Origin of the sequence: Mesorhizobium sp. M0189 (assembly GCF_040322135.1) — a bacterium.
Taxonomy (GTDB): domain Bacteria; phylum Pseudomonadota; class Alphaproteobacteria; order Rhizobiales; family Rhizobiaceae; genus Mesorhizobium.
Genome location: NZ_JAMYSW010000004.1, coordinates 58,710 through 78,284, shown reverse-complemented (window position 1 = coordinate 78,284; position 19,575 = coordinate 58,710). Strand labels below are relative to the sequence as shown.

The window sequence follows — 19,575 nt, the reverse complement described above, 5'->3', positions numbered from 1 at the left end:
CAGGACATGACCGAGAAACTCGTTATCATTGGCAACGGCATGGCCCCCGGGCGCATGCTGGAGCACCTCCTGGAAAAGGCGCCTGGGCGCTACCAGGTCACCATCTTCAACGCCGAGCCGCGCGTGAACTACGACCGCATCATGCTCTCGCCGGTTCTGTCGGGCGAAAAGGCCTATGAGGAGATCATCATCCATGGCGACGGCTGGTACATCAAGCACGGCATCACCCTCTACAAGGGCCACAAGATCGTCGCCATCGACCGGCAGGCAAAGACCGTCACCTCCGATCATGGCGTGACCGAGCCCTACGACAAGCTCGTCATCGCCACCGGCTCGGTGCCGTTTATCATTCCGGTGCCAGGCCATGATCTGCCCGGCGTGCTCACGTATCGCGATCTCGACGACGTCCGGGCGATGATGCTTGCCGCCCAGTCGCGGGCCAAGGCGGTGGTCATCGGCGGCGGCCTGCTCGGCCTGGAAGCGGCTGCGGGTCTGAACGCGCAAGGGATGGACGTCACCGTGCTGCACGTCATGCCGACGCTGATGGAGCGTCAGCTCGATCCGGCCGCCGGATATCTCCTGCAGCGCGCCGTCGAGCAGCGCGGCATCAAGGTCATCACCAAGGCCAACACCCAGGCGATCACCGGCAACGGCAAGGTCGAGCGGGTGGAGCTTGCCGACGGCACAGTCATTCCCGCAACGCTCGTCGTCATGGCGGTGGGCATCAGGCCGAATGCGGCGCTGGCGAAGGAAGCCGGCATTGCGGTCAATCGCGGCATCGTCGTCGACGCCGGCATGCGCAGCAACGATCCCGATATCTACGCAATCGGCGAATGCGCCGAGGTCAACGGCCAGGTCTACGGGCTGGTCGCGCCGCTCTACGAGATGGCGCGCGTCGCCGCCAGCCATCTGGCCGGCAATGAGGCGGCGGCTTTCGTCCACATGGACACGCCGACCAAGCTCAAGGTCACCGGCATCGAGCTGTTCTCGCTCGGCGACTTCGCCGAGGGCGATGACCGCCAGGAGATCGTGCTGCGCGATGCCGCGGCCGGCGTCTACAAGCGCCTGGTACTCAAGGACGACCGCATCATCGGCACCGTGCTCTATGGCGAGACGGCGGACGGCGCATGGTTCAACGACCTCAAGAAGAAGCAGACCGACATATCCGAGATGCGAGATACGCTCATCTTCGGCCAGTCCTACCAGGGAGGCGCCCCCCTGGACCCTATGGCGGCCGTTGCAGCCTTGCCGGATGATGCGGAAATCTGCGGCTGCAACGGCGTATGCAAGGGAAAGATCACCGGCGCGATCACGGCCAGGGGCTTGACCTCGCTCGACGACGTGCGCGCCCACACCAAGGCGTCGGCCTCCTGCGGCTCCTGCACCGGGCTGGTCGAAAAGCTGATGGTGCTGACCATCGGCGACAAATACAACCCCGCGGCGGTCCAGCCGATGTGCAGCTGCACCGCGCTTGGCCATGACGAGGTCCGCCGGCTGATCAAGGCCAAGGGCTTGAAGACCATTCCCGCCGTCATGCAGGAACTGGAGTGGAAGACCTCCTGCGGCTGCGCCAAATGCCGGCCGGCGCTCAACTATTATCTCGTCTGCGACTGGCCCGACGAATACGCCGACGATTACCAGTCGCGCTTCATCAACGAGCGCGTCCACGCCAACATCCAGAAGGACGGCACCTATTCGGTGGTTCCGCGCATGTGGGGCGGCGTCACCAACGCCGCCGAATTGCGCGCCATCGCCGATGTCGTCGACAAGTTCGAGATTCCGATGGTCAAGGTCACCGGCGGCCAGCGCATCGACATGCTCGGCATCCGCAAGGAAGACCTGCCGGCGGTATGGGCCGATCTCGGCCAGGCCGGCTTCGTCTCCGGCCACGCCTATGCCAAAGGGCTGCGCACGGTGAAGACCTGCGTCGGCTCGGACTGGTGCCGCTTCGGCACGCAGGATTCGACCGGCTTGGGCATCCGTATAGAAAAATTCATGTGGGGCTCGTGGACCCCGGCCAAGGTCAAGATGGCGGTGTCGGGCTGTCCGCGAAACTGTGCTGAGGCGACCTGCAAGGATGTCGGCGTGATCTGCGTCGATAGCGGCTACGAGATCCATTTCGCCGGCGCCGCCGGTCTCGACATCAAGGGCACCGAAGTGCTCGGCCTGGTCAAGACCGAGGACGAGGCGCTGGAGCATATCGTGGCGTTGACGCAGATGTATCGCGAGCAGGGCCGCTATCTCGAGCGTATCTACAAATGGGCCAAGCGCGTCGGCATAGCTGAGATCAAGCGTCAGATCATGGACGATGGCGAGAAGCGCAAAGCCTATTTCGAGCGCTTCGTCTTTTCGCAGAAATTCGCCCAGGTCGACCCATGGTCGGAACGTGCTTCCGGCAAGGACAAGCATGAATTCCGGCCGATGGCTTCGGTCGGCTTTGCCCAGGCGGCGGAGTAGGCGCGTGTTCCCGAAAAGTGGAATGCGGTTTTCGGACAAGAACACGCGCAAAAGAGGAATGGCCACATGAATTGGGTATCGATCGGCACGCTCTCGGACATTCCGCGTCGCGGCGCGCGCTGCGTCGCCACGCCCGAAGGCAAGATCGCCGTCTTCCGCACGGCCGACGATCAAGTCTTCGCCATCGACGACCATTGCCCGCACAAAGGTGGGCCGCTCAGCCAGGGCATCGTCCATGGCACGGCGGTGACCTGTCCCTTGCACAATTGGGTGATCTCGCTGGAGACAGGCAAGGCGCTCGGCGCGGACGAGGGCGCGGTGCGCACCATTGCCGTGCGGATCGACGGCGAGCGGCTGTTCATTGCGCTGGAAGCGCTGGCCAGCCGCGCGGCGTGAACCATGCAGATTGATGAAGCGCGCGAGGTGAGGACCACCTGCCCCTATTGCGGGGTGGGTTGCGGCGTGCTGGCGAAGGTCGCCGCGGACGGTGAAATAACCGTTCGCGGCGACCCGGACCACCCGGCGAATTTCGGCCGGCTCTGCTCCAAAGGCTCGGCGCTAGCTGAGACCATCGACCTCGACGGCAGGTTGCTACACCCGGAGATCCACGGTCGCCGCACCGACTGGGACGAAGCGCTCGACCTTGTCGCTTCGACCTTCTCGCAAACCATTGCCGAACACGGCCCCGGCTCGGTCGCCTTTTATGTTTCCGGCCAGTTGCTGACCGAGGACTATTACGTCGCCAACAAGCTGATGAAAGGCTTTATCGGCTCGGCCAATATCGACACCAATTCGCGTCTGTGCATGGCCTCGTCGGTCGCCGGCCACCGCCGCGCCTTTGGCTCGGACACCGTTCCGGGAAATTACGAGGATCTGGAACTTGCCGACCTGATCGTGCTGGTCGGCTCCAATCTCGCCTGGTGCCATCCGGTACTCTACCAGCGCATTGCCGCCGCCCGGGAAAAGCGGCCCGAGATGAAGGTGGTGCTGATCGACCCCCGCCGCACCATGACCTCAGACATCGCCGACATGCATCTGGCGATCGCGCCCGATGGCGACGTCGCTTTGTTCACCGGGCTGCTCGCCTATCTCGGCCAGCACAACGCGCTGGACCGCACCTATATCACGGCGCACACGACCGGCTTCGGGCAAGCGCTTTTCGCCGCCTCGGCGCTCGATCTTGCCGGCATCGCGGCTGCCACGGGTCTCAGTGAGGACGAACTGGCCCGCTTCTACAGCCTGTTTGCCGCGACGGCGAAGACGGTGACCGTCTACAGCCAAGGCGTGAACCAGTCGTCTTCGGGCACCGACAAGGTCAACGCCATCATCAACTGCCATCTAGGCACCGGCCGCATAGGCAAGCCCGGCGCCGGGCCGTTCTCGGTGACCGGCCAGCCCAACGCCATGGGCGGCCGTGAGGTCGGCGGCATGGCCAACATGCTGGCCGCCCACATGGAGATCGAAAACCCCGGGCACCGCGAACGCGTGCAGCGCTTCTGGAATGCCCCAACCGTCGCCGAAAAACCCGGCCTGAAAGCGGTCGAGATGTTCCAAGCGGTGGCCGACGGACGCATCAAGGCGCTGTGGATCATGGCCACCAACCCGGTCGATTCGATGCCGGATGCCGATGCCGTCGAAGCGGCGATCAAGGCCTGCCCGTTTGTTGTGGTCTCGGACGTGCTGGGCGAGACCGACACGGTCCGCCACGCCCATGTCCGGCTGCCGGCCACCGCATGGGGCGAAAAGGATGGCACCGTCACCAATTCGGAGCGCCGCATCTCGCGCCAGCGGGCTTTTTTGGCCAGGCCCGGCGAGGCAAGGCCAGATTGGTGGATCATCGCTGAAGTCGCCAAGCGGATGGGCTTCGGCGAGGCTTTTTCGCATGTGTCGCCGGCCGACATCTTCGCCGAGCATGCCGCGTTGTCGGGCTTCGAGAATGATGGCGTTCGCGATTTTGATATAGGCGCGTACGCCGGGATTGATGCAGGGACGTATGAGGAGTTGGCGCCATTCCAATGGCCAGCGCCGAGCCAAGGCACCCCCCTCTGGCCTGCCGGCCATCTCCCCCTCAAGGGGAGAGATTGGATGTCGCCACCGGTTTCGCCAATCGTTGCCATTGCTGAAAAGGCGGTGCCGGCAAAGCCGCCAATCTCCCCCCTTGAGGGGGAGATGGCCGGCAGGCCAGAGGGGGGTGTTCAGGCTGGACATAGCTCAGCCAGCACCCGCTTCTTCGCCAACGGCAATTTCTACACGCCCGACGGCAAGGCGCGCTTCATTGCCATCCGCCCAGCCGCACAAACCCGCACCAACCCGGACTACCCGCTCGTCCTCAACACCGGGCGCGTCCGCGACCATTGGCACACCATGACGCGGACCGGCAAGAGCCCGCGCCTGTCGCAGCACATGGCCGAACCGTTCGTCGAAATCCACCCGGCGGATGCGCAGCACTACGGCATCGGCGATGCCGATATTGTGCGCGTCTCGACAGCTTATGGCGAGGTCGTGGTCCGCGCGCTGGTGACAGGGCGCCAACGCCAAGGCTCTGTGTTCGTGCCGATGCACTGGACCGATCAGTTTTCCGCGCGCGCGCGCGTCGATGCCCTGGTCGCGCCGACGACTGATGCGATTTCAGGCCAGCCGGCTTCAAAGAACGTTGCCGCCCGAATCGAGCGGTTCGCCGCCACGGCCTTCGGCTTCGCGGTGCTTGCGGAACGGCCCGCATCCATCGACGCCGATTATTGGAGCCTCGCCCGCTGCCCCGCCGGCTGGCGCCTTGAAATTGCGCTGCAGGACAGCCGCGACTGGACCGGGTTTGCCGCCGCGCTGTTCGGCCCGGAAGGCGAGGCGCTCGCCTATCACGACATCGCCGGCGGGCACCATCGCTTCGCCCGTTTCGCGGGCGGTCGGCTGGTCGGCGCGCTCTATCTTGCGCCTACCCCGGTAGCGGTGTCGCGCGGCTGGGCGGCCGAACAACTGGGTGCCGACCATGCCGATCGGCAGGCGCGGCTGGCGATCGTCGCCGGCAGGCCTGGCGGCAAGAGCGTCGACCGCGGCGCCACCGTCTGCGCCTGTTTCGGGGTCGGTGCCAACCAGATCGCGGAAGCGGTGCGCGGCGGCTGCACCAGCGTCGCGGCAATCGGCGCCGCCCTTCACGCCGGCACCAATTGCGGCTCCTGCCGCGCCGAGATCAAGACCATTATCGACGGGCGGCGTCTGCAAGCTGCAGAGTGAATGCGCCGAGGAACTCTGCCGCGCCGCTGCATGATGCTTACTAGCAATTTACAAACCATAGGCTACCACCGTTCTGACTTCGATTCGTTCGGAACGGGAGCCCCATGAGTAAAGCCCTGACCTCATTCGCGCTTGCGGCCGTGCTGACGGCTTTGCTGATGGCGCTCAGCCTGGCGGTGGCCAGGCATGGCTATCCCTATGGCGCGATCGGCGCCAAGCGCTTGAGTGACGTCGCCGATGCAGGGGCATTCATTCCGCTCGCGGCGGTCTACTTCCTCAGCGCACTGCTGATGATGGTTCTGCCGATCAGGCTCGCCGGCATCGTCCTGACGCATGCCGCCGATGCAATCTTCTGGACGGTCATCGTGTTGTTCGCGGTCATCGTTGGATGTCTCGCCGCCAGATTTGCTTTCGGTCAGCACGATGTGCTCTCGGCACTGCTGAACTGGCGGTTCCTGTTTGTCGCAGCCATCGTCGGATGCCATCTCTTCATCAACGAACTGCGGCGCAACATCCTGTTGAGAAGCCTGTTCTTCGTCGTCTTCGCCGCTGCGACACTGGCCTGCCTGTTTTGGTCCTTCACGATCTGAGCATGTGCGACCGTCGGGACAGACGGCTTAATTCTTGTCGACCGGCTTTGAGCGCATTCGCGAAACGGTCTCACGCTCGGCCCGCTTCGAACGCATCGGCGGCAGGCCGCGGTCGACCAGGTCCATGTCTTCCAGCACCATGTCGCCCATCCGCTTGAAAGCGATGTCGAGTGCGCCGGCCCGGTGGGCGGAGCGCAGGAACCCCGGCAATGTGCGGACCGGGTGATCTTGGGCCAGCGGCTCCTCAGGAAAAACATCACTGGCGGCGACGATGTGGCCGCTGCGGACAGCATCCATCAGTGCCGGAAAATCGACCACGCCAGCCCGGCTGAGTAGGATGAAAGCGGATCCCTCGCGCATCCTGGCAAAGGCTTCGGCGCCGAGGAAACCCTGGTTTTCGCTGGTCACCGAAGTGACGACGAAGACGAAATCGCTGCTCGACAGGACTTCATCGAGCGAGGCCGGCTCAACGCCGTTCTCGATCAGGATCGACGGCGGCAGCCACGGGTCGAAGACTTTTGTCCGCGTGCGAAAACCCGTCAAAAGCCGGTTGAGCGCGCGGCCGAGATCGCCGAAGCCGATGATGCCGACATCCGCGCCGGAAAGAAGCCGCGCCGTCCGGTTGCCGTCGCCGCCCCACAATTCCTTGCCTTGACGAAAAGCGAGGTCGGCATCGACGATGTCGCGGGCAAGGTTGAGCGCCATGGCAAGGCCGAGCTCGGCCACCGGTTCGGCAAAGACCAGCCCAGTGGTGACGACATGGATGCCGCGCGAAAACAGCGTCTCATATGGCATGTTGTTGATGAGGTTGCTCTCGACATTGAAGATGCAGCGCAGCGCCTTCATTTTTTCCAGTGTCTCTGGCGCGATCGGCGGCTGGCCGACAATGTAGCGCGCCTCGCCAAGGATATCGGCCGGCAGCGCCGCGACACCTTCGGGCGATGTTTCGACGATGCGGTATTTCGACCGAAATTTCGTCAGCGCAGCCGGCGTGAAGATCAGGTCGAGCGTGCGTGGATGGGGTGCGCTGATCACCAGCGGCAACGCGTTGTCGGACATGATACTTTTCCTCCCGTGCGATCCACGACGCACCATACTGGAATCATCTTTTCCAGCCCGACCCCTATCACATGCCTGTCGAGGAGGAGAAGTTTGCCCGCCTTTCGGCCTTGCGGTGTGGCGGTCGGTGGTCCAGATAGACGGCGATCGAAGGACGACAAGGAAGACAGCGACATGATCCCGTTTCGAAAGAACCTCATCGATGGCGAGTGGGTGGGCGATGCCGGCTCCCGCAATATCAACCCGTCCAATCTCGACGACGTGGTCGGCGAATATGCATCGGGAGGCGCCGAGCACGCCCGGCAGGCCATCGCGGCGGCGAAGGCGGCATTTCCGGCATGGTCCCGATCGGGCCTGCTGGCACGCCACGCGGTGCTGAGGAAGGCGTCGGACGAGATCACCGCGCGGAAAGATGAAATCGGCCGGGCCTTGGCGCGCGAGGAAGGCAAGACGCTGGTCGAGGGCATTGGCGAGACTGTGCGGGCTGCCCAGATATTCGACTTCTTCGCCGGCGAGACGCTACGCCTGTCGGGCGAGCTGGTGCCAAGCGTGCGGCCCGGCGTCGGCGTCGAGATCACCCGCGAAGCGGTCGGCGTCGTCGGCATCATCACGCCGTGGAATTTCCCGATCGCCATTCCGGCCTGGAAAATCGCTCCGGCGCTGGCCTACGGCAACACTATCGTCTTCAAGCCGGCGGAACTCGTTCCGGAGAGCGCCTGGACAATTGTCGACATCCTGCACCGCGCCGGACTGCCCAACGGCGTGCTCAACCTGGTGATGGGCAAAGGTTCGGTGGTCGGCCAGGCCATGCTCGACAGCCCTGATCTCAACGCCATCACCTTCACCGGCTCGGTCGGCACCGGCAAGCGCGTGGCCGCCGCCAGCGTCGAGCACATGCGCAAGTTCCAGCTCGAAATGGGCGGCAAGAACCCGCTTGTCGTGCTCGATGATGCCGACCTTGCCGTCGCCGTCGACTGCGCGGTCAACGGCGCCTACTTCTCGACCGGCCAGCGCTGCACGGCGTCGTCCCGCCTGGTGGTGACGGACGGCATCCATGACCGCTTCGTCGAGGCGATGAAAGATCGCCTGGGCAAGCTGGTCATCGGCGACGCTCTCGATGCCAAGACCCAGATCGGGCCGGTGGTCGACCAGAGCCAGCTCAAACAGGACGAGGACTATATCGCCATCGGACGTCGGGAAGGTGCCGATCTCGCTTTCGGCGGTGAGCGGCTCGATCGCGAAACCCGCGGCTTCTATTTGCAACCGGCGCTGTTCACCGAAACCACCAACGCCATGCGCATTTCCCGTGAGGAGATTTTCGGACCTGTCGCTAACGTCATCCGCGTCAAGAATTATGATGAGGCGCTGGCGGTGGCCAACGACACGCCGTTCGGGCTGACGTCCGGCATCTGCACCTCGAGCCTCAAGCATGCCACGCATTTCAAGCGCAATTCGGAAGCCGGCATGGTCATGGTCAACCTGCCGACGGCGGGCGTCGACTTCCACGTGCCCTTCGGCGGGCGCAAGGGGTCGAGCTATGGCCCACGCGAGCAGGGCCGCTACGCCGCGGAGTTCTACACGACCGTGAAGACCGCCTATACATTCGCTGGCTGATCACGGCGGCACTCATCCGGGACCAGCCAGGCAGGCGAGCAAATCGATGGCATCTGAAAATACGGACCTGACCTGGCTCAATCCGCCGCCGCACCACGAGTTCGGCGACAATACGGTGCATGTGCGGACCGGCAAGGAGACCGACTTCTGGCGAGAGACGTTCTACGGCTTCTGGCGTGACAATGGCCATTTCCTCTATCGTGAGGTCGAGGGCGATTTCAGCGCCGAAGTCACGGTCAAGGGGCACTATGAGGTGCTTTACGACCAAGCCGGGCTTATGGTCCGCCTGAGCGAGACCCATTGGATCAAGGCCGGCATCGAATACACCGACGGGCTGATGTATTTTTCCGTCGTCGTCACCAACGATGCCTCCGACTGGTCGCTGGCCAATATTCCGGCCGACCCGGACGGCGTCAGGATCCGCTTGACGCGTCATGCCGAGACGATCCGTGTCCAGTATCTGGACGCGTCCGACAAGCATTGGAAGCCGGTGCGGCTTGCCTATTTCCCACCCTCGAAAACGGTCGATGTCGGCATGATGTGCTGTTCGCCGCAGCGCGAGGGCTTCGAGGTCACATTCAGCGACTTTTCGATCGGCCCGCCGATCTCGCGGCAGCTCCACGACTGAGGCGCCGCGATCCGGTCGGGCGGTTTGCGTCCGGCCGGCCTCAGTAGGTCGCCCGGCCGCCGGAGACGTCGAAGACGGCCGCCGTCGTGAACGAGCATTCCTCGGACGCGATCCAGCAAATCAGCGCCGCCACCTCCTCGACCTCGCCGAACCGCGCCATTGGTATTTTGGACAGCATGAAGTCGATGTGCTGCTGGCTCATCTGCTGGAAGATCGCGGTGCGCACGGCCGCCGGCGTGACGCAGTTCACCGTTACCCTGGTCTTGGCCAGTTCCTTGCCAAGCGATTTGGTCATGCCGATCACCGCGGCCTTGGAGGTGCTGTAGGCCGAGGCGTTCGGGTTACCTTCCTTGCCGGCAATCGAGGCGATGTTGACGATCCTGCCGTAATTGCGTTCGAGCATATGCGGGACCAGCGCTTTGTTGCAGAAGAAGACGCCGTTGATGTTGATGTCGATGACCCGGCGCCAATCCTCTACGGAATACTCCCAGGTCGTCATGTTCGGTCCGGTGATGGCAGCGCTGGTGACAAGGACATCGACTGCGCCAATCGCTTCGATCGTCTCTCGGGCGGCGGCTTCGACCGCTATGGGGTCGGCGACGTCTAAGGTGACGCTGTGCAGGCCTGGAACAATGGCCTTGGCCTGCTCGATCTGGGCGGCATCGCGATCCCAGACCGAAACACGCCCGCCTTCCTTAGTGATCCTTTGCGCGACGGCAAGGCCGATGCCTGAGGCGCCGCCGGTGATAACAGCAGATCGTCCGGCAAATCGTCCCGCGAAACTCATCGGCATGTGGTCTTCCTCCCAATCGGCGGCGAATGTGAAGTCAACGGCGGACAAGTTCAAGCGCGGACTTGCAGCCTCCGAACAGCTTCGTGATGGGCCAGCACCAGGCAATTGAACGGCACTGCCTCCTGGCCAAATCGTCTCGTCCGGCATGGGAGAACTGCAGGAACGACTTCGCCCAGTTTGTCATCCGGGTGACATGCAGCGCCGGATGCGCTATATTGCACTGCACAATGCGAGCGCCTGCAGGCGAGGCTCCCATCGATCCAATGAATCGACCCATGAGCGGCCCATGAAATCGGCATTGAGCTGCAAGGGCGGAAAACCGATACCGAGATGAAGATTCCAAAATCTCTGTTGATCGATCCGGACAAGAACACGGTCTATGGCAGCTTTGCCGTTGCAGTCTCGATCTGGGCGTTCTCCTACTCGACCATTTTCGGCCAGGCCATGATCCTGGCCTATTATGCAGTCTGGCTGCCGCTCATCCTGGTCGACTACCGGAAAATATTAAGGCACGCTTCCAGCGCCTGGCTTCCGCTGGCGTTTGCAGCCTATGTCTGCTTCTCGGTGTTCTGGTCGGCAGCTCCCGGCACCACGGCAAGGACGGCCGTGCAATATTGTTCCCATATCGCATGCGCCTACATTGCCGCGCGCACGGTCAGCGTCCGGACCTTGACCATAGGCGCCCTAATAGGGATTTTCGTCGTCCTGCTCTACTCGCTCAAGGTCGCGAGTTATTCCTACGACGTTCTCGACGGGACATATAATTTCGTCGGCGCCTTCAGCTCCAAGAACCAGATCGGCTTTGTCGCATCGCTTGGCATCTATTTCTGCGTTGTCTACCTGGCCTTTCTCAGGCGCGGCCGCATAGGTTTTTTGTTGATTGTACCGATCGTCCTGCTGTCGGGCTATCTGCTGGTCGTGTCGCATTCGGCCACGTCGATGGCATCGACCCCGGCGGTTCTCGCCCTGGTCGCGCTGCTTTCCATGGGCAAGCTGCTTTCGCTCCGCCATCGCCGGGTGATTTTCGTGATCGGTGCAGGCGGGCTGGTCGCCTGCACCGTGGTTGCGCTGAATCTCGGGTTAATGGACTTTGTCCTTGGCCTCTTTGGCAAGGATTCGACGCTCACCGGACGGACCTACCTCTGGCAGCAGGGCTGGAATGCCGCGCAGCAATCGCCCATCCTCGGCGTCGGCTACGCGGCGTATTGGGTGCAGGGCTTCTCCGAGGCCGAGCGGCTGTGGAATGAATTCTACATCGCCGCCCGAAGCGGCTTCCACTTCCACAACACCTACATCGAGACCTTGGTGGAACTCGGCTTCGTCGGAGCGACACTGCTGTCGCTGATCATCCTGCGCACGCTCTGGGGGCACGTCTCGGCGCTGATATTCAGGACATGGCAAGCCGAGTCTGTGATTCTCGCCGGCGTCATGGTGCTTTTGTTCATCCGCTCCTTCGTCGAGGTCGAGACCCTCAATCCCTACATCATGGGATCGTTCCTGCTGTATTACAGCTACTTCAAGCTGGTGAAGGTGCCGTCCGTCGCCCGTTCCCGGTGGAGCGCCGCGAACCATCTCGAGGAACCGGACGCCGTGCGAGGCTAGAGCGGGCCGATCCGGGCTGTTCGTCGCCCAAAGGCCGCCTTGTTTTCTGATCCATAAAATACGAAGCCCAAAACCCCGCAGGCCGCCGCCTGCGAGGTGGGTGCTTCGCTCCGGTGGAAAGAAGCTACTGGATGGCCAGGGGCGCCGGTTTGACCTTGATCACGTCCCCGGGCAGTACCGGCGTGTCTTCGTCGGCGGTGATTTCGCTGGTCTTGCCGTCGACCACCCGCACCAGGGAAAACGACATGGCGGCTGGTTCGTTGTTGCCATAGAATTGCGGCATGGGGTTGCCCGACAGGGCTTCGGTCATCAAGCCTTTTTCCATATTCAGCTTCAGCGTCGCTTCGTTGAGGTCGGCTTCCGTCTGTTGCCGGTCGGTCGCGAGGGTGGAGTTCTGGGTGTTCTCCAGATCGATAGCGTCCTGAGTGGCCTTGCTGATCGACTGCTTGGCCGTGAGAATCGCCGTTTCGTAATCCAGTATCTGGCCTTCGAGGTCGGCGATGGTTTGCTGGGAATTCAAAACCCGGGTGTTGACGACCAGGCCTTTTTGCGCCAGCGAGCCGATACCGTTGAGCTGCTCCTTCGCCAGATCGACCTGCTTCTGCTGGTTGACGATCTTTTTCTGCAGCGAATCGATCTCGCTCTGCAGCAGCGCCTTCAAGTCGTCGAGCGCCTGCAAGCGTAGGTTGAGTTTCTTCTGGTCGGCCGCCAGGATCGCCGTCTCATCGGCAACGATGCTGGGCAGCTTCGGATCGTCGGCCACTTCTTTCGGCACTTCGAATGACGGTTTGTTCGCCAGTTCCGCTTCGATGCGGGCGCGCTTGACGATCAGCCTGACCTGTTGGTCTTGAAGTACGTCGAAATTGCCCTTGGCATTGATCAGGTCGCGGTCGTAGCGCTGCCCGCTCTCCGAGTTCCGCCGCGTTCCGCCGGCAATGCTCATCGCTTTCAGCACCGTCAGCCCAGGCACGCAAGGATACTGTCCGGGCGATTGCACCTCGCCAGAAATATAGAACGGCCGGTACTGCGCCATTTCGACGGAGGCCTCGGGCTTGTCAGCCAGGGCGAGCTTACGCTGTAGCGCCTCGCCGAGCGATGCCGCGATCTCCGAGGTCGTCTTGCCGGATGCGGGCATCTCGCCGACGAACGGCACCGACAAGGTTCCTGCCGGCCCGACCGTGTATTCTCCATTGATGGCCGACCAGTCACGGAACGTGCCTTCGACGGTCTGCCATTCCGCTACGCGGATGGTTAGCTTGTCTTGTGCTCCAAGCCGATAGTCATCGGCGAAGGCAAACTGCGGCAGGGCCAGCGACAGGCCGGTCGCCAGCGTGAGGCAAGTCGTCAAAAGTCGTACTCGCCGCATGCGTCTGGAGAGAATGCCGGTGCAAAAGATATCGATTATATCTGCTTTCAACTGAGCGTTTCCGATCTGGTTTGCCCCGCCCGATGCCTGAGTCCCGATGCCTGAGTCCCGGGGCCTGAGTTCCGGGCTCGAATTCTGGACAGTCGCTCCTCGATGCACGGCCAGCAAGCGGCCGTCAGTAGCAGCCTCGCGACATCCAGACCGCAGGTACGGTCTTGATGATGATGCGAATGTCTTCGAACATCGACCAGTTCTCGACATAGTGTCGATCGAACGCGACGCGGCTGTCGTAGGAAACATCGTTGCGTCCGCTAACCTGCCAGAGCCCGGTCAGGCCGGGGCGCGATTTCAGGTAATAGACGGCCGAATTGCCATAGATCTCCAACTCATCGCGTACCACGGGACGAGGCCCAACCAGGCTCATATCCCCCTGCAGGATGTTGATGATCTGCGGCAACTCATCGAGGCTGAGCTTCCTCAGCACCGCTCCGACGCGCGTGATCCGCGGGTCGTTCTTCAACTTGCGGGTCGCTATCCATTCGGCGTTGGCCTCCGGATTCGCGGCGAGATAGGCAGCAAGCACCCGCTCGCCGTCTGGAACCATAGTGCGGAACTTGAGGCACGGAAAAATCCGTCCTCCGCGGCCGATCCGGCTATGACCATAGAAAATCGGCCCGCCATCGGAAAACCTGACAAGCAGCGCTATCATCACGAACAGCGGGCTGAGAGCGATCAGGCCGATCAGCGAACCGGCAATATCGAAGCTGCGTTTGAGCAGGCCGCCGATCGGCGGCGGAAAATCGACGCCGGCCTGCGAAAAATCCGCGTCGGCCGGCTTGGCTACGTCCCTCATGCGTAAACTCCATACGTTGAACGGATGGTTTAGCGCACGATACCAAAAAAATGCTGCAGCGCAACACACAATTTCCCAGCCGGCTGTAATAGTCGCGTCATGAACTGACTAAATAATGAACTCGTCCTGCACAAAATTTTGCCTTTATGTCGCAAAGGCGACAGATTATGGGCAATTTTGGAAAATCTAGTCCAATTTTGGGGCTGATTTTGGGCGAATCGCTCTTTATACCCGGTTGTGGAGCTTTGCCGTCACTTAGAAGTTCAAAATATCGACTGATGTTATGATAAGATACTGGTCAATATTATAAATCTTACTGGAGCGAGTCGATATCCGTCAATCAGTGGTGATGCCGACGTGTGCATTGCACCATGGCAGAGGCGATCCTGAGGATTCGCTTAAAATTATTCCGTAGCTGCCCTTGCCGCCTATTGCTCGCCTCAATAGAGTTGCAAATTGTTTCTGTCGGAGTATGGACAGATTGGGCAAGGCCGGAAGCAACCGGCCAGAAGCGGGCAACCTAAACAAGCTCGCAGAGTTTAAGGGAGGTGCTCGGGGTGGGCTTGTCGACATTTTTCCCGAGCCGGTTGATGGGCTATCGGGTATGTCACTGCCAAAGTTCATTATCGGAATGTGTTTTGCGCTGGCGATCGTGGTCGTCTGGTCCTATTTGGGCGGCGCCTCGCTCGGCACGACGCTTTTTCGCGTCATCGGCTGCGCCATAGTCATCCAACTCGGTTATTTTCTGCTGGTCTTTGCCATGGTCGCAAGAAATGCCCCGACCTCGGCCGACAAAATTCGCGACGCAGAACGAAAGCTGAGTTCGAACGAAGCGGCCGAAGGCGAGAAATTAAGCGCCAGGAGAGGCCTTCACTGATTTCGGGCGTTGGCCTCCAGCAACACGCCGCAAGTCGGCATCCCGTTTCTTCAATTCCTCGATGCTCCCGGCCTCCACCAAGCGGCCGCTCTCCATCGCCACGACCTACTCGGCAGTGACTGGTTGGCCAACTGAGCGCGCCAGTGGCTTGATCCGGGCCGTGCAGGAGCGGCTCTGCCAAGCGGCGCCTTTCGGGAGCTATCCCGATTGCGGCTCGCCGCCTGCCCAGCCGCGTCATGACACCCAGCCAAATGAAAAACTGGACGGCGCCGATGATTTTGGCGATGCTTGCTTCGCACTTGCAGCATAGGCATTTGGGCCGATGCATGTCAGACGGGCGGTGAGGCATTGAGCGGGGAGGGCGAGGAAATCCGCAACGATTTCTGCAATCGAGAGGCATGTCCATGACATCATCCCAAGTCTGCGTGATCATCGCTGCCCGTAACGCGGCGCGGACAATCCCGGCTGCCATTGCATCGGCATTGCGCGAGCCGGAGGTTGCGGAAGTCGTCGTCGTCGACGACGCGTCCACCGACGATACCGCGAAAGTCGCCCATGCAGCCGACGACGGCACGGGCCGCCTTTCCGTCATCCGCTTCGACGTCAATCGCGGCCCCTCCTTTGCCCGCAACGCCGCGATAGCCGGTTCCAGGTCGCCGTTCATCAGCATCCTGGACGCTGATGATTTCTTTTTCGAAGGCAGGTTTCACAGACTGTTCGCCAGCACCGATTGGGATTTCGCGGCAGACAACATCATGCTTGTCAGGGATGACGCGGCAACCGACGTCTCGAAAATCGTCGCTCCACCGTTTTCGCCCGAGCCGGAATTCCTCGATTTCGAGGGTTTCATCGACGCCAACATCTCCAGGCGCCGTGTGCAACGAGGGGAACTGGGCTTCCTCAAACCCGTGATCAGCCGCGCCTTCCTCGATCGGCATGAGCTGCGCTACGACGAGAAGCTGCGCCTTGGCGAAGACTATGAACTCTATGCGCGCGCGGTTGCGCATGGCGCGCGCTTCAAGGTCATCAAATCCTGTGGCTACGGCGCGATCGTGCGCGCCGATTCGCTGAGCGGACGGCACAACACCCAGGATCTGAAGCATCTGGCCGATGCCGACCTGGCACTGCTTGCGATCGACAGTTTGCCGGAGGCATCGAAGGCTGCGCTGAGAAGGCACGAGCGGCACATTCGCGACAAATACCGGTTGCGGAAGTTCTTAGACGTGAAGACTGAGCGCGGGCTGGCGCCGGCTGTGGCCTATGCCTTGGCCGGCTCGTCCAACCTCACGGCCGTCGTCCGCGGCGTTGCCTCCGACAAGCTGGATGCGCTGTTTCGCCGCGCTGGCTTCGCCGCTAAGCGTCAGCATGTGCCGCCGCTGCGCTTCCTCATGGCCGGAACCAGCACAGCCGGCGAAAGCTAGGCTCGTCAACGTGGCGATCGCCTTACCTCGGTCGGCTCGCACCATTTCGACGCGATTTATGAGTTTACGATCTAGGTGGTTGCCTATGCGCGCGGGGAATGGCAATCTATGTTGCGGTGCAGCAATTTTGGACGGCCAACCGAACTGGCCCGAGACATCCCCTGTCAGAGGAGCTGGACGATGCGAGAAATGTCTTTTGAACGTGGACGGGCGCCAAGGCCGGTCATCATCTCGACGATGATGGGGCGCTGACTGCATGGCCTCGATCTTTCGCTTCCGATCGAGAGATCCGGCGCGCGACACGCAGACCGACACCGCGCGACTCGATCGCTTGGCGAAGCTGCTGGACCAGATCGCGGCCGAGGTCGAGGCGGAGAAGAACGGACTTGAGAACCGCTACAGGACAACGGCCACCAATGCCGCCTTCCTGGTCGAGGCCATGGAAAACGGGGCGGTCTCCTCCCGCAGGTCTTCCGAAGTTGGCGAACTGACCAGGTCGATCCTGAATTGCGAGCGGCGCATCGCTGCGCTCTCGCGCCAGAAGCAGATGATGAAGGATCTCCGTCATTCGCTGGATGAAATCTTCGAGGAGGATCGGCAGAACGGCCCAGACATAAGGACCGATTTTGTGAAACCCGCCGGTCCCGGCACAGGTTGAGCGAATATCCCGGAGTCGGCGCAATGGTTTTGGGCACGCTACACGGAGCCTAGGAGCGACAGAGGTCAAGATTAGCTTGTTTCGTCACGGTTCGAACGATCGCTTTGGGGGCGCACAGCACAAAGGTGAGTTTGATATGAACGCAGATCCTAAAAGCACGTCCACCCCGGCAACCGGCGGCACCCCGTTCACGCGCCCGATCCCAGGCAAGCTGCGGCGGCTCCGTTCAGACGGCGCGTTTCTGCTGATCGTTCTCGGCAGCCTGGTTGCGGGCCTGGTGCCCGTCCGCGCCCAGGATCTCCCAACCGCGCCGTCCTTTGTCGATGATTTCACCAGCCTCAGTCGCGCGCGCTGGTACATTTCCGACGGCTGGACGAACGGCAAGCATCAGAACTGCACCTGGTCCAAAAGCCTGATCGGCCTTTCCGACGGCATGCTGACGCTCGGTTTCGAGAAGCGCAAGCTGAAGGATCGCGAATTCGCCTGCGCCGAGATCCAGACCAAGCAGCGCTTCGGCTACGGCACCTACGAGGCGCGGATGAAGACCGACACGGGCTCCGGCGTCAACGCGGCATTCTTCAGCTTCGTCGGCGATGCCGACAAGCAGCCGCATGATGAAATCGACTTCGAGGTGCTGACCAAGGACACGTCCAAGGTCCAGGTCAACGCCTACATAGCCGGCAAGGGCAAGAACGAGAAGCTGGTCGACGTCGCCGGGGGCACCGACAAGGCCTTCAACGACTACGCCTTCGTCTGGGAAAAGGACCGGCTGCGCTGGTACGTCAACGGCAAGCTTGTCCACGAGATCACCGATCCGGCGAAGCTGCCCACCCATTCGCAAAGAATCTATTTCAGCCTGTGGGGCAGCGATACGATGAAGGGCTGGATGGGGCCGTTCTCGGATCCGGGCCGCAAGCTCGCCATGCAAGTGGACCGCGTTGCATTCACCGCACTCGGCCAGCCCTGCCAATTCCCGGAATCGCTGGCATGCAAAACGAACTAGAAGCGCATCTGAACCCGCCGGGCCGAAGGTGGTCCGAGCCCGAAGCTCGAACAGGCCCCGAAGCCTTGAACAGGAATGAAACCGAATGAATTTGACTGTCTTTGGAATCGGCTATGTCGGTCTTGTACAGGCGGCGGTGCTTGCCGAAGTCGGCCATCAGGTGGTCTGCGTCGACATCGATGCAAAAAAGGTCGAGCGGCTCAACCAGGGTCATGTCCCGATCTTCGAGCCTGGGCTCGAAAACATGGTCAAGGAGAACCATGCCGCCGGCCGCATCAAGTTCACCACCGACGCCGCCGCGGCGATCAAGCATGGCCAGATCCAGATGATCGCGGTCGGCACGCCTCCGGGCGAGGATGGTTCGGCAGACCTGAAATATGTGCTGGCCGTCGCCGAGGCCATCGGTCGTGAGATGGACGCGCCCAAGATCGTCGTCGGCAAGTCGACCGTGCCGGTCGGTACCTGCGAAAGGATAAAGGCCAGGATTGCCGAGACGCTGAGGGCGCGCGGGCGCGAGGATCTGGCTTTCGACGTCGCCTCCAATCCGGAATTCCTCAAGGAAGGGTCCGCTGTGAGCGACTGCATGAAGCCCGACCGCATCATCGTCGGCACCAGCAACGAGGACACCGAGGCGGTGATGCGCGAGCTCTACGCGCCGTTCAACCGCAACCACGAAAAGATGATCGTGATGGACGTGCGCAGTGCCGAGTTTACCAAATACGCGGCCAATTGCATGCTGGCGACCAAGATCAGCTTCATGAACGAAATGGCCAATTTGGCCGAGCAACTGGGCGCCGACATCGAGGAGGTCCGCAAGGGCATCGGCAGCGACCCGCGGATCGGCTACCACTTCATCTATCCGGGCCTCGGCTATGGCGGCTCGTGCTTCCCGAAGGATGTGCGCGCCCTGATCAAGACCGCCGAAGCCATCAAGTTCGACGCCAAGCTGCTGCGTGCCGTCGAGGAGCGCAACAACCAGCAGAAGTCGGTCCTGTTCGAGAAGGTGGACCGCTATTTCAAGGGCAATCTCAAGGGCAAGACCTTTGCGCTGTGGGGCCTGGCCTTCAAGCCCAATACCGACGACATGCGCGAAGCCCCGGCCCGCACGCTGATGGAGGCGCTCTGGGCCGCCGGTGCCAATGTGCAGGCCTACGATCCCGAGGCGATGCAGGAATGCCAGGCGATCTACGGGTTGCGCGACGACCTGCAGCTGTGCGGCACCAAAGAGGCCGCTGTGCGAGGTGCCGACGCGCTCTTGATCGTGACCGAGTGGAAGAGCTTCAGTGCGCCGTCCTTCGATGCATTGAAGGACGCGCTGACCACGCCCGTCATCTTCGACGGACGCAACCTCTACGACCCCAAGGTCATCGCCCGCCACGGCATCGAATACCACAGCATCGGCAGAATGGCGGCGTGACGATAG

Annotated in this window: 16 protein-coding genes; 12 read left to right on the top strand and 4 right to left on the bottom strand. The window is 61.9% G+C overall.

Annotated elements, in window-relative coordinates; all coding sequences use genetic code 11:
- The first annotated feature begins 6 nt into the window (after nt 1-6).
- From nirB to NKJ09_RS08785, 4 genes are all read left to right on the top strand, one after another.
- Nucleotides 7-2,457 (top strand): nitrite reductase large subunit NirB, encoded by a 2,451-nt coding sequence (gene nirB, locus NKJ09_RS08800; RefSeq protein ID WP_352495738.1) that lies wholly within the window; start codon nt 7-9, stop codon nt 2,455-2,457.
- Between the two features lie 66 nt (nt 2,458-2,523).
- The gene (nirD, locus tag NKJ09_RS08795) at nt 2,524-2,853 is read left to right on the top strand and encodes a nitrite reductase small subunit NirD (RefSeq protein WP_023676297.1); all 330 of its coding nucleotides are present in this window, start codon (nt 2,524-2,526) and stop codon (nt 2,851-2,853) included.
- 3 nt (nt 2,854-2,856) lie between these two features.
- Nucleotides 2,857-5,688 carry a nitrate reductase gene (locus NKJ09_RS08790; protein ID WP_352495739.1) on the top strand — a complete coding sequence of 944 codons (2,832 nt, stop codon included), beginning with the start codon at nt 2,857-2,859 and terminating at the stop codon, nt 5,686-5,688.
- A 104-nt stretch (nt 5,689-5,792) separates the two neighbouring features.
- Nucleotides 5,793-6,278, top strand: coding sequence for a hypothetical protein (locus NKJ09_RS08785; RefSeq protein WP_023717999.1), 486 nt, complete (start codon nt 5,793-5,795; stop codon nt 6,276-6,278).
- Nucleotides 6,279-6,305: 27 nt separating this feature from the next.
- Here NKJ09_RS08785 and NKJ09_RS08780 read toward each other — a convergent pair whose 3' ends face one another.
- A complete protein-coding gene (locus NKJ09_RS08780; RefSeq protein ID WP_352483965.1) occupies nt 6,306-7,337 on the bottom strand; it encodes a hydroxyacid dehydrogenase in 1,032 nt (343 codons plus the stop codon).
- A 177-nt stretch (nt 7,338-7,514) separates the two neighbouring features.
- On the opposite strand from NKJ09_RS08780, the gene NKJ09_RS08775 reads away from it, so the two are divergent.
- A complete protein-coding gene (locus NKJ09_RS08775) occupies nt 7,515-8,951 on the top strand; it encodes an aldehyde dehydrogenase family protein (RefSeq protein WP_352483998.1) in 1,437 nt (478 codons plus the stop codon).
- Nucleotides 8,952-8,997: 46 nt separating this feature from the next.
- A complete protein-coding gene (locus NKJ09_RS08770) occupies nt 8,998-9,579 on the top strand; it encodes a DUF1349 domain-containing protein (protein ID WP_352495740.1) in 582 nt (193 codons plus the stop codon).
- A 40-nt stretch (nt 9,580-9,619) separates the two neighbouring features.
- Here NKJ09_RS08770 and NKJ09_RS08765 read toward each other — a convergent pair whose 3' ends face one another.
- A complete protein-coding gene (locus NKJ09_RS08765) occupies nt 9,620-10,372 on the bottom strand; it encodes an SDR family NAD(P)-dependent oxidoreductase (RefSeq protein WP_352483967.1) in 753 nt (250 codons plus the stop codon).
- Nucleotides 10,373-10,702: 330 nt separating this feature from the next.
- On the opposite strand from NKJ09_RS08765, the gene NKJ09_RS08760 reads away from it, so the two are divergent.
- Nucleotides 10,703-11,974, top strand: coding sequence for an O-antigen ligase family protein (locus tag NKJ09_RS08760; protein WP_352483968.1), 1,272 nt, complete (start codon nt 10,703-10,705; stop codon nt 11,972-11,974).
- Nucleotides 11,975-12,098: 124 nt separating this feature from the next.
- Here NKJ09_RS08760 and NKJ09_RS08755 read toward each other — a convergent pair whose 3' ends face one another.
- Both NKJ09_RS08755 and NKJ09_RS08750 read right to left on the bottom strand, forming a co-directional pair.
- Nucleotides 12,099-13,322 carry a polysaccharide biosynthesis/export family protein gene (locus tag NKJ09_RS08755; RefSeq protein ID WP_084642532.1) on the bottom strand — a complete coding sequence of 408 codons (1,224 nt, stop codon included), beginning with the start codon at nt 13,320-13,322 and terminating at the stop codon, nt 12,099-12,101.
- A 193-nt stretch (nt 13,323-13,515) separates the two neighbouring features.
- A complete protein-coding gene (locus tag NKJ09_RS08750; protein WP_292659405.1) occupies nt 13,516-14,193 on the bottom strand; it encodes a sugar transferase in 678 nt (225 codons plus the stop codon).
- 481 nt (nt 14,194-14,674) lie between these two features.
- On the opposite strand from NKJ09_RS08750, the gene NKJ09_RS08745 reads away from it, so the two are divergent.
- The 5 genes from NKJ09_RS08745 to NKJ09_RS08725 all read left to right on the top strand — a co-directional run bounded on the left by NKJ09_RS08745 (nt 14,675) and on the right by NKJ09_RS08725 (nt 19,569).
- A complete protein-coding gene (locus NKJ09_RS08745; protein ID WP_352495741.1) occupies nt 14,675-15,070 on the top strand; it encodes an exopolysaccharide production repressor protein in 396 nt (131 codons plus the stop codon).
- Between the two features lie 398 nt (nt 15,071-15,468).
- Nucleotides 15,469-16,491 (top strand): glycosyltransferase family 2 protein, encoded by a 1,023-nt coding sequence (locus NKJ09_RS08740; protein ID WP_352483969.1) that lies wholly within the window; start codon nt 15,469-15,471, stop codon nt 16,489-16,491.
- A gap of 256 nt (nt 16,492-16,747) precedes the next feature.
- Nucleotides 16,748-17,149, top strand: a complete 402-nt coding sequence (locus NKJ09_RS08735) for a hypothetical protein (RefSeq protein ID WP_023717989.1) — start codon at nt 16,748-16,750, stop codon at nt 17,147-17,149.
- A 136-nt stretch (nt 17,150-17,285) separates the two neighbouring features.
- Nucleotides 17,286-18,152, top strand: a complete 867-nt coding sequence (gene exoK / locus NKJ09_RS08730; RefSeq protein WP_352483971.1) for an endo-1,3-1,4-beta-glycanase ExoK — start codon at nt 17,286-17,288, stop codon at nt 18,150-18,152.
- 85 nt (nt 18,153-18,237) lie between these two features.
- Nucleotides 18,238-19,569, top strand: coding sequence for a UDP-glucose dehydrogenase family protein (locus NKJ09_RS08725; protein ID WP_023717987.1), 1,332 nt, complete (start codon nt 18,238-18,240; stop codon nt 19,567-19,569).
- Nucleotides 19,570-19,575: the final 6 nt, after the last annotated feature.

Coding starts and splice junctions, on each gene's coding strand:
- nirB (WP_352495738.1), top strand. CDS start 7: ATGACCGAGAAACTCGTTATCATTGGCAACGGCATGGCCCCCGGGCGC.
- nirD (WP_023676297.1), top strand. CDS start 2,524: ATGAATTGGGTATCGATCGGCACGCTCTCGGACATTCCGCGTCGCGGC.
- NKJ09_RS08790 (WP_352495739.1), top strand. CDS start 2,857: ATGCAGATTGATGAAGCGCGCGAGGTGAGGACCACCTGCCCCTATTGC.
- NKJ09_RS08785 (WP_023717999.1), top strand. CDS start 5,793: ATGAGTAAAGCCCTGACCTCATTCGCGCTTGCGGCCGTGCTGACGGCT.
- NKJ09_RS08780 (WP_352483965.1), bottom strand. CDS start 7,337: ATGTCCGACAACGCGTTGCCGCTGGTGATCAGCGCACCCCATCCACGC.
- NKJ09_RS08770 (WP_352495740.1), top strand. CDS start 8,998: ATGGCATCTGAAAATACGGACCTGACCTGGCTCAATCCGCCGCCGCAC.
- NKJ09_RS08765 (WP_352483967.1), bottom strand. CDS start 10,372: ATGCCGATGAGTTTCGCGGGACGATTTGCCGGACGATCTGCTGTTATC.
- NKJ09_RS08760 (WP_352483968.1), top strand. CDS start 10,703: ATGAAGATTCCAAAATCTCTGTTGATCGATCCGGACAAGAACACGGTC.
- NKJ09_RS08750 (WP_292659405.1), bottom strand. CDS start 14,193: ATGAGGGACGTAGCCAAGCCGGCCGACGCGGATTTTTCGCAGGCCGGC.
- NKJ09_RS08740 (WP_352483969.1), top strand. CDS start 15,469: ATGTCCATGACATCATCCCAAGTCTGCGTGATCATCGCTGCCCGTAAC.
- NKJ09_RS08735 (WP_023717989.1), top strand. CDS start 16,748: ATGGCCTCGATCTTTCGCTTCCGATCGAGAGATCCGGCGCGCGACACG.
- exoK (WP_352483971.1), top strand. CDS start 17,286: ATGAACGCAGATCCTAAAAGCACGTCCACCCCGGCAACCGGCGGCACC.
- NKJ09_RS08725 (WP_023717987.1), top strand. CDS start 18,238: ATGAATTTGACTGTCTTTGGAATCGGCTATGTCGGTCTTGTACAGGCG.